The sequence below is a fragment of the Stenotrophomonas sp. YJH_SMC_43 genome (genome assembly GCF_059372535.1).
On record NZ_JCAFVQ010000005.1, the window covers coordinates 15,390 to 28,485 of the forward strand.

General features: G+C 66.7%; 11 protein-coding genes and 1 riboswitch. Of the genes, 4 read left to right on the forward strand and 7 right to left on the reverse strand.

What is annotated here, in order from left to right; translation table 11 throughout:
* Nucleotides 1-26 precede the first annotated feature (26 nt).
* Together AC5QAH_RS18830 and AC5QAH_RS18835 are read right to left on the reverse strand one after the other, a co-directional pair.
* A complete protein-coding gene (locus AC5QAH_RS18830; RefSeq protein ID WP_329835962.1) occupies nt 27-2,543 on the reverse strand; it encodes a fimbria/pilus outer membrane usher protein in 2,517 nt (838 codons plus the stop codon).
* The gene (locus AC5QAH_RS18835) at nt 2,540-3,532 is read right to left on the reverse strand and encodes a fimbrial protein (protein WP_237707026.1); all 993 of its coding nucleotides are present in this window, start codon (nt 3,530-3,532) and stop codon (nt 2,540-2,542) included. Before AC5QAH_RS18835 ends, AC5QAH_RS18830 begins: the two co-directional genes overlap by 4 nt.
* Nucleotides 3,533-3,734: 202 nt before the next feature.
* Here AC5QAH_RS18835 and AC5QAH_RS18840 point away from each other — a divergent pair, with 202 nt between their 5' ends.
* From AC5QAH_RS18840 to AC5QAH_RS18850, 3 genes are all read left to right on the forward strand, one after another.
* Nucleotides 3,735-4,247 (forward strand): fimbrial protein, encoded by a 513-nt coding sequence (locus AC5QAH_RS18840; protein WP_235651185.1) that lies wholly within the window; start codon nt 3,735-3,737, stop codon nt 4,245-4,247.
* Nucleotides 4,248-4,307: 60 nt separating this feature from the next.
* Nucleotides 4,308-5,030 (forward strand): fimbrial biogenesis chaperone, encoded by a 723-nt coding sequence (locus AC5QAH_RS18845; protein WP_019338049.1) that lies wholly within the window; start codon nt 4,308-4,310, stop codon nt 5,028-5,030.
* A 99-nt stretch (nt 5,031-5,129) separates the two neighbouring features.
* On the forward strand, nt 5,130-8,120 hold the full coding sequence (locus AC5QAH_RS18850; protein WP_495232498.1) for an ATP-binding protein: 2,991 nt from the start codon (nt 5,130-5,132) through the stop codon (nt 8,118-8,120).
* Between the two features lie 10 nt (nt 8,121-8,130).
* On the opposite strand, the gene thiL is transcribed toward AC5QAH_RS18850, so the two are convergent.
* The 5 genes from thiL to AC5QAH_RS18875 form a co-directional block, all read right to left on the reverse strand.
* On the reverse strand, nt 8,131-9,096 hold the full coding sequence (gene thiL, locus AC5QAH_RS18855) for a thiamine-phosphate kinase (RefSeq protein WP_495232499.1): 966 nt from the start codon (nt 9,094-9,096) through the stop codon (nt 8,131-8,133).
* Nucleotides 9,097-9,226: 130 nt separating this feature from the next.
* On the reverse strand, nt 9,227-9,706 hold the full coding sequence (gene nusB / locus AC5QAH_RS18860; RefSeq protein WP_005415268.1) for a transcription antitermination factor NusB: 480 nt from the start codon (nt 9,704-9,706) through the stop codon (nt 9,227-9,229).
* Nucleotides 9,703-10,170, reverse strand: coding sequence for a 6,7-dimethyl-8-ribityllumazine synthase (gene ribH / locus AC5QAH_RS18865; RefSeq protein WP_010481977.1), 468 nt, complete (start codon nt 10,168-10,170; stop codon nt 9,703-9,705). Before ribH ends, nusB begins: the two co-directional genes overlap by 4 nt.
* 160 nt (nt 10,171-10,330) lie before the next feature.
* Nucleotides 10,331-11,431, reverse strand: a complete 1,101-nt coding sequence (ribB, locus tag AC5QAH_RS18870) for a 3,4-dihydroxy-2-butanone-4-phosphate synthase (protein WP_043397908.1) — start codon at nt 11,429-11,431, stop codon at nt 10,331-10,333.
* The gene (locus AC5QAH_RS18875; RefSeq protein WP_197578245.1) at nt 11,428-12,054 is read right to left on the reverse strand and encodes a riboflavin synthase; all 627 of its coding nucleotides are present in this window, start codon (nt 12,052-12,054) and stop codon (nt 11,428-11,430) included. The genes ribB and AC5QAH_RS18875 overlap by 4 nt, the downstream gene beginning before the upstream one ends.
* A 74-nt stretch (nt 12,055-12,128) precedes the next feature.
* Nucleotides 12,129-12,274, reverse strand: a riboswitch (FMN riboswitch).
* Nucleotides 12,275-12,462: 188 nt separating this feature from the next.
* Between AC5QAH_RS18875 and AC5QAH_RS18880 the strand changes: the two genes are divergently transcribed.
* Nucleotides 12,463-13,083 carry a hypothetical protein gene (locus AC5QAH_RS18880; protein ID WP_010481980.1) on the forward strand — a complete coding sequence of 207 codons (621 nt, stop codon included), beginning with the start codon at nt 12,463-12,465 and terminating at the stop codon, nt 13,081-13,083.
* Nucleotides 13,084-13,096 lie beyond the last annotated feature (13 nt).

Sequence of the window (13,096 nt, forward strand, 5' to 3'; positions counted from 1 at the left end):
GCAGGTTGATTTGAGGAAACGAGGGATCACGGTGCGGTGATGTCCAATGGATCGGATCCACGTACTTGCAGACCTTCCGGCGGCAGCGGCTGCGGCACGCACACGGCCTGGCTCCACGACAGCCCGTAGGCATCCGGCGCATCGGGCATGCGGTAGTCGATGCGGCAGCGTCGCTTGCCATCGGGGTCGACGATCAAACTGCCGTTGTCCTGTGCACCGCGCAGCTGGATCACCCCGCCCTGCCCCACCGCGCCGACCGGCGCGCCGTCTTCGCTCTGCACCACCGCCGCAAACGGCAGCGACTGACCCAGGGCATCGGTGGCGTCGATGAACAGCGTGCGCTCGCGGCGCACCTGGAACGGCACGCGCACGATGCCACCGGCGGTGGGCGCCACACGTTGCGAGGTCTGCAGCAGCTCCACCTCGATCGGCAGGCCGGACGGATCCAGGTCAATGGTGTTCCAGCGATAGGGGCTGATGTGCGGCAGCAGCGCGTAGCCATTGCGCGCTACGCGCAGGTCAGTGCTGCTGCCGATGCGCGCGCCCTGCGCACCCGGCGCCTGCACCAGTACGAAGCCGTCGCCCACGGGAGCGCCCAGGTTCAGGCCACCGCTGTGCAGCGCCACGCTGCCCGATGCGCCAAGCGACAGGCTGCGGTAGTCGCCACTGCGGCTGTAGCCAGCATTGAGATTGCCACGGCTGCCTTGCCACGCGGCATAAGCACTATGGCTGTTCTGTCCATTGCCTTGTGAGCCGGACAGGCTGTAGCTCAGCGCACGTGACTCACCCAGGCTGCCGGTGATGCCCAGCTGCGACTGCCTGCCACTATCGGCGTGGCTGAGCTGGGTGCTGGCACGCGGTGCGTTGGCGCTACGGCCCAGCGGCACGCTGAGGGTGAATGCATAGCGGGTGTCCTGGCGGCCATCGCCCACGCGGAAGCGCAGCGCGGACACACCGTAGTTGACCCGCCCCAGCGTGCTCTGGAAGCCCACCTGGAAATCGTTGCGGCGTCGGGCGCTGTCCCAGTAAGACACATGGCCGCCGCTGAGATACAGGTTGCTGCGCTGGCCGACCTTCTGCGAGAAGTTCACCTGGTAGCGCTGGCGGGCGCGCTGGCCGTAACCCCAGTCGTCGCTCTGCGCGCGTGCCACATCGTTGAGGCTGAGGAAGCCGCGCGTACTGTAGCGATACGCGGCCAGGCCGAAGTTGGTACCGGTGCGCGCCACGTAACGTTGGTAATTCACGCGGAAGCTGTTGCCGGTGGCGGTGTCGTTGCCGCGCAGGCGGGCGCGCGAATGGGTGACATCGGCACCGAATGCACCGATGGCCGTGTTGACCGCAGCACCGGCGAGCAGGGCGCGATAGTCCTCACCCAGCTGCGCGCCACCCAGCACGGTAAGCCGGTTGTTCAGGCCGCGCGCGTAGGTGCCCTCGGTGAAGCGCAGCGCCTGCAGCGTGTTGCCGGTGTCGCGCAGCTCGCCGGCGGTGACTGCGAAGCGCGACGACCCAGCGCGCAGCGCCTGCGGTACAGCGGAGAAGTTGACGCTGAAGCGTTGCACGCGGCCATCGGCTTCGGTAACGCTGACGTCCAGATCGCCGCCGAAGTTGGTGGGATACAGATCCTCGATGGTGAACGGGCCCGGCGCCACATTGCTTTCGTGAATGATGCTGCCGTTCTGACGGATGGTGACCACCGCATTGCCTTCGGCAATGCCCTGCACCACCGGCGCATAGCCGCGCAGCGAATCGGGCAGCATGCGTTCGTCGCTGGCCACGCGCACGCCAGTAAACGGCACGCTTTCGAACAGCTCGCCACCGGTGTTGCCCTGGCCCAGCAGCAGCTGGCTGTTCCAGCGCGGAATGTCGCGCTGTAGATGGCTGCTGATGACCTCGTGGCGGGTGCCTTGGCTGCCATGGGTGAACGACGCGCGGTGGCGCAGGCGCCATGCGCCCAGGTTCAGGCCCGCCTGAAGGCCGAGGTAGCTGCTGTCGCTGCCCTGGCTGCGGTAGTGGTTGGCGCTGTAGTCGATGAAGGCGGCGGTGATGCCGTCGTCGCGCAGTTCCGGTGCCACGAAGCCACGCGCGGCGATGGCCTGGGCCGCTTGCGGAATACTCAGGGACAACTGCAACTCGCCGCTGTCAAAGGTGGTACTGGCACCCTCCACCAGCGCGGGCAGATCCACACAGGTGTTCTCTTCGGACGGCAGGGCCTCAAGAAACGCAGGCTTCAATGGCAACCCGCGTACCAGCATCGGAGAAAGGCATGGCACCGCGATCTGCGGGTCGTCCTGGTTGACAAAGCGGATGTCCTGGCTGCGCAGGAACTGGCCGTTCACATGCACGTCCACCGCGTAATCGCCAGCCGGCAACGGATTGCCGTTGGCGTATCGCGCCATGTCGATGGCTTCGCCGCCGATCAGGAAGCCTTCGCTGAACTCAACCGGCGCAGCGGCGGCATCGAACGCCAGCCCCGTCGACAACACCGCACCGATGGCAGTGCAGAGCGAACGCGTGGCGGCACGGGCATGGCCAACGGCCATCATCGGTAGTCGGCGGTCAGCACCGCCTCGCCTTTGACGTCGCCGGGCACCAGCGGATCGGCTGTACGCAGATAGCGCGCACTGAACGGGATGGCCTGCTGGCCCTTGCTGGACCAGCCATGCGACCACGCCTGGCCGAACTGCACTGGCTGGCCACCGCGTAGCAGCTGCACCTGCACGCCGCCGGCGGTGGTGCCGGGGGCAGGTGCGAGCTGGCCGTTGCTGCTGCCAGGATCATTGGCATCGGCCAACGACAGCTGCACGTCGATGTTATCCATCGGGCAGTTCATCGCGACGTCGAAGCTGGATTCCTTCGCGTTGCTGCCGCTGGCGGCGAGTTCGTTGGCGAGAACGTCGTCGAGGGTGTGGGAGGCGTTGGCGAGGGTGCAGGTAAGAAGCGGGATATTCAGTTCCAGCGTAAAGGAATGTCGGAAGCGATTCCCGGGGTCGTTTTCCGACCAGACCTCGATTGTTCCCAGATGCGTACGCGGCACACGCTCCATTGCGCCACCACGAAAGAAGACACGCATCTGCACAAAGTGGTCGATTGTTCGAGAAGCGGGCAGAACCGCAGCCACATGTCGATTGACCTGCCCGTTGTGCAACGCGACTCCCGAACCCAAACCCGATTGGAGCGGCAGGGCGTGACTGAAGATGAGGAGAGGCGAACGTTCACTTACCTGATAGGCGGGGTAGACCCTCCCGTCCGAGACGATGTCTCGCACATAGGTCAAGCCTGGAAGTGTCATTTCCACCAGAAACACCATCTGCCCCTGGGGACAGTCGAACGAATCGGTGATTGAGCTTCCCGTGCCAGCAAAGTAGCGATCAGGAAAGTCGACATTGGGCATCGAACGCGATATTTCTTCGTCACGATCTTCGAAACTCAGTCTCTGGCAGGCCGATGCATCGGCAACGACCGCTGCATGTAGGCCCGCAAATGCGAGAGCAAGCGCATACGGCATGACCCCGTGAGCCCGCGAGATATTCATGAAGGTTGCTTTGAAAGCCAATCGAGGCCGCGCAGTCTAGGCAGCGGCACTGTCACTTCCTATCGGATTTATTGCAGTTCGCGAACGTCAACGCGCTTTTGCAACTTGTTGCATTCCTCGGCCTGGCGCGCGCATCGAAACTGGTCGCACTGGCTGCCTTGGGCGGTCACCGCGTGCCTCCATTCCACTACAGAGAACTGTCATGCCACTCACACTCCGCCTCCTGTCGCTTTCCGCCCTCGCGGTCGCCGCGCCGTCGGTGTCTGCCGAAACGCTGGAAATCACCGGCGAACTGATGACCTCCACCTGCTCGGTGGGCTCCACCGGCGGCACCATCACCGTGCCGATGGGCAAGGTCGATCTGGCCTCGGTAAACGCCAGCACCCGTGCCGGCCAGAAGAACTTCACCATCGCGCTGGACTGCTCCGGCTCGGGTGCATCGCAGGATGTGGGTGTGCGCTTCGGCGGTACGCCCGATGGCAGCACCGGCAACCTGGCACTGACGGCAGCGTCCTCTGCAGCCAATGTTGGCGTGGCCCTGTACGACGCGGCCGGCAACCAGCAGAAGATCGGTGAAGATCCGGCGGTGTGGGTGACGATCGCCGCCGGTGGCAGCGGCCAGCTGGACTACAGCGCGTGGTACGCCTCACCGGCGCAGAACGCGCGGGCTGGCACCGCCAATGCCTCGGGCGACTTCGTGGTGGTCTACAAGTAACGCGCTTCCGGCAGGCTGGCGCCACGCAGCGACGGCCTGCCCCTTTCAACGAGGTTGACCATGAAACTCCGCGCCAGGACGTGGATATGCGCGCTGCTGGCCGTGTCGGCGGCGCTGCCGGCATCGGCCGCGGTGACGCTGCAGGGCACGCGCATCGTGCACGATGCCAGCAAGGGCCGCGACGTGACAGTCAGGGCGAGCAACGTGGGTGAACTGCCGGCGATGACCCAGGTGTGGATCGATGACGGCGACAGCCAGTCGCGCCCGGAGAACGTACGCACGCCGTTCCGGCTGACACCGGCCGAGCCACGGCTGCTACAACCGAAGCAGGGCCAGGCCTATCGCGTCACCTACGCACCGCGCCCGTCGGAGTCACCGCTGCCAACCGATCGCGAATCGGTGTTCTATTTCAATCTGCTGGACATTCCGCCCAAGCCCAGCGATGCCAGTAGCAAGAACCTGCTGCAGTTCGCGGTGCGTACGCGGGTGAAGCTGTTCCATCGCCCGGCCGGGCTGCCGGGCAGTGCACGCGATGCAGCGGCCACGCTGCAGTGGTCTGCCGATGGTGATGGCCTGCGGGTTCGCAATCCGAGCGCGTACCACGTCTCGTTGAGTTCATTGACGCTGGCCGATGGCCGCAGCGTGGACGTGGATATGATCGCGCCGGGGGCACAGGTGCGCTATGCGCTGCCGGAAGGTGCAGCGATGCCCGCAACGGTGGCGTTCAAATGGCTGGATGATTACGGCACGCCCCGTGAGGCCGAGGCGCGCGTTGATCGGTAAACGTAGATCGGGCTTCCGCAGTGCTCCGGCAATGACTTGCACTGAGGGTGGCATACGCGTCACGCTGCACGCCACAGCCTCACAACCCAGGTTCGCACCATGGCGTCACCCCCGGGCTCCGTGCTTGCCACCCTGCAAGGCCTGCAGCGCCGGCTGCTGTTCGGCGGCGGTGCCATCTTGACCCTGCTTCTCCTGGCCGCCGGCTGCGCGGCGCTGTGGCTGCGGCTGGAAACGGTGCACCTCAACGAGCGCGAGGCGCTGCAGCGCGGCCAGCAGACGGTGGATCGCTACATTGGCGAGCGCAGGCGGGCCTACGTGGCCAGCTTGAACACCAACGCCATGCTGTGGGCTACCCAGCAAACCGCACTGGTGGCCGGTGGCCTGCCTGTTGCTGCCCGCTTTTCAGCACAGGATGGCCAGGCCGGCGTGGTGGCCCCCGGCGCCCTGTCCGTCCCTTGGCTGGCGCTGTCCCCGCGCGAGGGCCGTCTTCCGCCACAGGTGGAGGCGGCGTACCTGGGCATGGTGCAGACCTATTCGGCGTACATGGCCGCCACCGTAGCGGCGCAGGATTCGCCCACTTCCTTGATCTCCTTCGCCTTCGAACCGGAAGGGCGCCTGTTTGCTATCGCCGGGCTGCATGATGAAGCGCAGCTGCTGCAACTCATGAAGGTGCCTACCCGTGAACAGGCACTGGCCGCGCTGGCACAGACCGCCGATGCCGGCTGGCAGTCAGCGGGGGCGGAGTCCGAGCTTCAACTGGCCAGCGGCCAGCTTCGCGCCTACTTCGGCCGCAATCCGTTCACCGGCGAGGATGCACTGGTCACCCAGATGCGCCTGCGCAGCAATGGCGTCCCCTTCATCAACCGGCTGACGTTTGAACCGCTTCAAGGCCTGCGCGAGCGGTTGGAGGAGGCCAGCCCGGGAATGTGGGTGGTGCTGGACCGGCAGGGAAACGATGTTCTGCGCAGTGCTGCAGACGCTGCGATTTCCGGGCCTGCGCTGCGCGCCGCGCCATCGCCCCGGCCTACGCTATTGGCACTGCCTGCCGGCCGTGCCTTCGTGATGTCCGCACCCTTGCAGGGCATCGACTGGACGCTGCTGCGGCTCTACCGCTGGACCGACATCTGGGCGGCGCAGCGGACCTATCTGCTCGGCGGTGGGCTGGCCCTGGCCGCCCTGCTGGCCGCACTGTGGACGCTGTTGCTGCTGGTGGACCGGCGCGTGCTGCGGCCGGCACTGGAAGAAGCCGCACGGGTGCATGAAAGCGAAGCGTTGAGCCGCACCTTGATCGAAACGTCGCCGGTCGGCCTGTGCCTGCTCGATCAGCAGAGCGGGCAGGTGATCCTGCACAACCAGGCACTGCAGCAGCTGATCGGCGACACCACCGGCGACCTGTTGGACGCACTGGTCGGCCGCCTGGTGCAACGCGTTGACGGCCAGGTACACGGGCAGCTGTTCGAGGCGCCGTCCGCGGACGAGCACGGTCCATCGCGCTACCTGCAATCCATCGTGGCCGCCGCGCGCTACCAGCGGCGGGCGATCTGGGTCTGCGCGGTGACCGATGTGACCGCACAGACCGAAACCCAGCAGCGTCTGCTGGATGCACGGCGTCATGCCGAACAGGCCCAGCACGATGCCGAGGCTGCGGACCAGGCCAAGACCGCCTTCGTGGCGATGATCAGCCATGAAATCCGCACCCCTTTGAGCGGCGTGCTCGGCCATCTTGAACTGCTTGCCCGCCAGACCATGCCGGCGGCGGCGCATACGCATGTCACGCGCGCGCGCAGCGCGGCCGATGTGCTGCAGGGGCTGGTGAACGACACCCTGGATCTTTCCCGTATCGAAGCCGGGCTGATGACGCTGGAACCGGCGCCTTTCGACCCGCGTGTGTTGCTGCAGCAGACCGCGACGCTGTTTGAACCACAGGCCACCGCGAAGGGCCTGCGCCTGGAGCTGCACACCGGCGATGCACTGGGGCCGGCCTACGTGGCCGACGCAGGCCGCGTGGCGCAGGTGATCAACAACCTGGTGGGCAACGCGGTGAAGTTCACGGCATCGGGAACGGTTGCGGTCAGCATTGATGCCTCGGTGCAGCCCGATGGCAGCGAGTGGCTGCACGTGGAGGTGCGCGATACCGGCCCGGGCATCGATGCCGAAGCACAGGCCGTGTTGTTCAAACCGTTCGTGCAGGTCGGTGCCGGCTCGGCACGGCAGCACGGCGGCAGCGGCCTGGGGCTGGCCTTGTGCCAACGCTTCGCCGAACTGCTCGGCGGCACCCTCGGCGTGCGCAGCACCCCGGGCACCGGCAGCGTTTTCCGCCTGGACATTCCAGCACGCCGGACCACCGCCGTGGCAGGCACGCCGCCACGGCCAGCGCCTGTAGAGCGCGCGCATTCCCCGCGTGGCCACGCCTTGCTGGTGGATGACAGCGTGATCAGCCGTGACGTGACGCTGGGGCAACTGCATGCGCTGGGTTGGCAGGTCACCCTCGCGGCCGACGGCGAGGAGGCGTGGCACCGCTGGCGCGCGGGCCGGTTCGACATCGTGCTGACTGATCTGAACATGCCGCACCTGGACGGATACGGGCTGGCCCGGAAACTGCGTGCGGATGACCCCTCCATCCCCATCGTCGCACTCACCGCCAATGCGATGCCCGAGGACGCGCAGCGCGTACGCGAGGCCGGTATGTCCACACTGCTGCTGAAGCCGCTCGATCTGCCGTCGCTGGAGGCCGCGCTGCATGGATTCGACCTCGATCGCTCGGCACAGCCACCCTTACCTCCGGTGGTGAGCGAGGCGGTTCAGCGGCAGATGCGCGAGGCGTTCCTGCAGACCGCGCATCGCGACTACGCGGCGCTGACCCAGGCGCTGGACTGTGCCGATGCACCGGCCATGATCGATCAGCTGCACAGCTTCGCCGGCGCGCTGGTATTTCTGGGAGAGCCCCAGGCGGCGCGCAGCTGCCAGCAGGCCGAGCAGGCCTTGCGCAGCACCGGTGCGACAGATGCGACGTTGAAGGCAATCGTCATTGAGGCCATCGCGTTGATCGCGGCTAGCATCGAACGTCAGGTTGTCGCGCAGCAGGCTTGAGCCCGCACCCTCAACCGGCGAAGTGCTGGTAGCCGCCGCCGGCGGCTTCGCCATCCACGTGCACGCCCTGCCCTTCGGCAATGCGGCCGATACGGGTCAGCGGCACATCCAGCGATTCGGCGAGGTAATGCAGCGCGTCGCGCTGGTCGGCAGCTGCCGTGAAGCACAGTTCGTAGTCGTCGCCACCCCTCAGTGCGCATTCGCGGGCGTTTTCGCGCCCAAGCAACTCACGCAGCGCATTCGAGATCGGCAACAGATCGGCATCAACATGCGCGGCCACCGCGCTGCGCGTGGCGATGTGGCCCAGATCGGCCAGCAGGCCATCAGACACGTCCACGGCCGCATGCGCGAACGCACGCAGGCGCAGGCCGAGGGTGACGCGCGGGGTCGGCCGCAGCAGGCGCAGGCGCAGGGTTTCGTAATCGGCCAGCAGCGTGGCGGTGGCCACGTTCAGCGCCCCCTGCTGCCACAACCGCAGTGCACCGGCAGCGTCGCCGAGGGTGCCGCTGACCCAGATGTCATCGCCAATCTGTGCGCGATCACGACGCAGCGCCTGGCCGCGCGACACCTGCCCCATCGCTGTGACCGACAGCGACAGCGGGCCACGCGTGGTGTCGCCACCAATCAGGGCGATGTCGTGCTGGTCGGCCAGCGCGAAGAAACCGTCGGCGAAGGCTTCGATCCAATCCTCGCTCGCATCGGGCAATGACAGCGCCAACGTGCACCAGGCCGGGCGCGCGCCCATCGCAGCCAGGTCCGACAGGTTGACGGCCAACGTCTTCCAGCCAATGTCGAACGCCGGCGTTTCGGCCGGGAAGTGCACGCCGCTGTTGAGTGTGTCGGCGGTGACCACCAGCTGTTCGTTCGGGCGCGGCTGCAGCAGTGCAGCGTCATCACCAATACCGAGCACGATGTCGTCGCGCTCGACGGTGCGGGCGCGGATGCGGTCGATGAGGGCGAATTCAGCCAGGGACATGGGGCGTTCCCGTGGGGGTGGCGGCGATCTCGGGCATCGGTGCCAACCAGGGTTGGCACCCACCAGAAGCGGATTCAGGGCCGGTATCGACCCAGCAGGTCACGGCCCGTCCAGGACGAGCAGAACCGGGTCAGTGACCCGATTCGACCTTGCGCCATTCCACGGCGGCACGATCCAGCACGCCGTTGACGTAGGTGTGGCCGTGTTCGGAACCGAAACGCTTGGCCGATTCGATGGCTTCGTTGATCACCACGCGGTATGGCACGTCCAGGCGGTAACGCAACTCGTAGGCGGCCAGGCGCAGCACCGCGCGTTCGATCGCGTCCACTTCTTCGATGCCACGGTCCAGGTACGGGCCGAGCGCTTCGTCGATGTCGCGTCGGTTGTCGAGCACGCCGTGCACCAGCGCCTCGAAGTACGCCAGGTCGGCGATTTCGCGGGCCTGCTCGTGGGCGAACTGGGCGATCAGCGACTGGGCGTTGCCGCCGGAGATCTGCCAGGCGTAGATGGCCTGCACGGCACGACGGCGGGCGCGCGAGCGCAGCACCGGATCGACGCCATCGCGGCGGACGGGTTTACCGGAGGGCTTGCCCTGGGTGTTCTTGTTCATGGCAGCTGCTCCAGAAGATTGACCATTTCCAATGCGGCGAGTGCGACTTCCTCGCCCTTGTTGCCGTGGCTGCCGCCTGCGCGGGCCTCGGCGTCTTCAACGCGTTCCACCGCCAGCACGCCGTTCAGCACCGGCACGCCGAAGTCCAGCTGCACGCGCATCAGGCCTTCGGCGCAGCGGTCGGCCACGTGTTCGTAGTGGCGGGTATCGCCACGGATCACGCAGCCCAGGGTGAGGATGGCGGCGTGTTCATGGGCGGCAGCCAGGCGCGCGGCCACCAGCGGCAGCTCCCAGGCACCCGGCACGCGGATCACGTCGATGTTGGCTTCGGTGATGCCGTTGCCGGCCAGGCTCTGGCGGGCGCCAGCGACCAGCGTATCGGTGATGCGGGCGTTCCAGCGGCTGGCCAGGATGGCGAAGCGCGCCGATTCGGGAGTGCGAAGATCGCCTTCGTAGTGGCTCATATGCGGCTTGGGGGACTCGATAAGGGGGTAATTCTAGCGTGGATGGGCCCCGGCCGTGGCTGGCGGGGGCCTGGGGAACCCGCCGGGCATGGCCCGGCGCTACCGGATTAGGGGGCGCCGGGGTAGCGCCGGGCCATGCCCGGCGAGCGCAGCGGGCGCGTTACGGGGTAACCGTCTCCACCACTTCCAGGCCGTACCCGGCCAGGCCGATCTGGCGGCGTGGGGTGCCCAGCACGCGCAGCTTGCCCAGGCCCAGGTCGGACAGGATCTGCGCGCCGGCACCGTTGCGGCGCCACTGGCTCACGTCCTTGTCCTTGCCCGGCACCACCGGCGCCGGCTGCTGGCGCAGGCGGGCCAGCAGGGCCTCGCCATCACGCGGGGCCTGCAGCACCACCATCACGCCACTGCCTTCAGCATCGATCGCACGCAGGGCATCGGTGGCGGCCACGCCGAAGTCATCACGGCGCCAGTGCAGCAGGTCGGCCAGCGGGTTTTCCACCTGCACCCGCACCAGGGTGGGGGTGTCGGCATCCGGCGTGCCACGGACCAGGGCGAAATGCAGGTCGTGGGCGATGCGGTCGCGGTAGGTGACCAGCTTGAACGGGCCGAATTCGGTGTCGATCTCGCGCTCGTCCACGCGTTCGACGGTCTTTTCGGTGGCCAAGCGGTAGGCGATCAGATCGGCGATGGAGCCCATCTTCAGGCCGTGCTCACGGGCGAACACTTCCAGCTCCGGGCGGCGCGCCATGCTGCCATCCGGGTTCAGGATCTCCACCAGCACGCCGGCCGGTTCCAGCCCCGCCAGCATGGCCAGGTCAACGCCGGCTTCGGTATGGCCGGCACGGGTCAGCACGCCGCCCGGCTGGGCGATCAGCGGGAAGATGTGGCCCGGCTGGTGCAGGTCCGACGGTTTGGCGTTGGGTTTCACCGCAGTGCGGATGGTGTGGGCGCGGTCGTGCGCCGAGATACCGGTGGTGACGCCCTCGGCGGCTTCGATACTGACGGTGAAGTTGGTCTGGAACTGCGCGGTATTGGCCTGCACCATCGGCGCCAGGCCGAGGTCGGCGGCGCGGGTGCGGGTCAGTGGCAGGCACACCAGGCCACGGCCGTGGGTGACCATGAAGTTGATGTCGCTGGCCTTGACCAGCTCGGCGGCCATGATCAGGTCGCCTTCGTTCTCGCGGTCTTCGTCATCGACGATGACGACCATGCGGCCCAGACGGATGTCTTCCAGGATGTCCGGAATCGGGGCGAAATTCATGCGGCATCTCCCTGTGGGGGCTGACCGTTGGTCGGCACACTGATCAGGCGCTCCACATACCGGGCGACCAGATCGATTTCAAGATTGACCGCGCTGCCCACGCCTGCGGCGGAGAAGGCGGTGTTGGCGACGGTGTGCGGAATGAGGGCGACTTCGAAGCCTTCATCGTCCACTTCGTTGACCGTGAGGCTGACGCCATCCACGCAGATCGAGCCCTTCTTGGCGATGTAGCGGCGCAGCGCGGCCGGCGCGGCGAAACGCCAGCGCTGGGCACGCGCGTCTTCGTGGATGGACAGCACCTGGCCCAGGCCATCGACGTGGCCACTGACCAGATGGCCGCCGAGGCGGTCGGTCGGGCGCATGGCACGTTCCAGGTTGATGACTGCCCCTTCACCCAGCTGGCCCAGCGTGGTCAGGCCCAGGGTCTCGGTGGAGGCATCGGCCTGGAAGCTGCTGGCGTCGAATGCGATGACGGTGAGGCAGACGCCGTTGATGGCAATGCTCTCGCCCATCTGCACGTTGTCGAACGGCAGATTCCCGACATTGAAGGTGAAGCGGACATCGCCGCCGATGGATTCGCGTGCGGCCAGACGGCCGACGCCTTCGATGATTCCAGTAAACAAGAAACGTTCTCCGCGAAAAGTGAGCGAAAAACGCCGCAAGGCAAACAGGCACGCGCAGGGCATGAGCCCTGTGGCACCGTCTTCTTTCATCCGGACTATGACCGTCGGCTCCGGCATTGGACCGGATCTGCTGACCCCCGGCCGTGGGCCGGGGCGCTCGCGGGCTCGTGCTTGCGCACCTACCGCCGGTGGGGAATTGCACCCCGCCCTGAAGACGTTTGTGTACCGGCGAACCGGCCTGGCTAGTGTACCAGCCCGGGCTGAACGGGGTCGGATGCCACAGCTGTGACGGCCGTCGCTCGCAATTTGTAAAACTTTCATTAAAATTCCACCCTGGACGACATGAGGTCGCCACGGGCAGCCCGCTGGGGCAGGCCCGCCAAAGGACTGAAATTCACAGGAATTCCCATGCGCAAGATGCTGATCGTGGCCGCCCTGCTGGCCGCCGCCCCGCTCTCGGCTTCGGCCGACGCCCTGAGCTACACCTACGTCGAAGGCGGTTGGACGCAGGTCAAGGTTGACGACAACGCACTGGACGACCCGAAGGTCGACGGCGGCTACCTGCGTGGCTCTGTGGCCATCGCCGAACAGGTCTACGTGTTCGGTGGCTGGTCGCGCACCAGCAAGACCTACCATTACAGCGACGGCTCGCTGAAGCTGGAACTGAACCAGCCGGAGCTGGGCATCGGCTACCACATGCCGTGGACCGACCGCCTGGACTTCACCGCCGATATCGCCTGGGTGCGCCAGAGCGCTGAACTGACCGACCGTTACGACGGCTACAGCGACCGCTACAAGGACCACACCAACCTGGGCCGCGCCACCCTGGGCATCCGCGGCAAGCCGTCGCGCATGACCGAAGCCTGGGCCAAGGCCGGCTACATGGACGGCGGCAACAACTTCAAGGGCACCTGGGTCGGCACCGTCGGCGGCCAGATCAACTTCACCAGGACCTGGGGTCTGGTGGGCGAGATCTCCGGCTACCGTGACGTCACCCAGTACTCGGCCGGCGTGCGCGCCAGCTTCTGATCCAACGATCGCT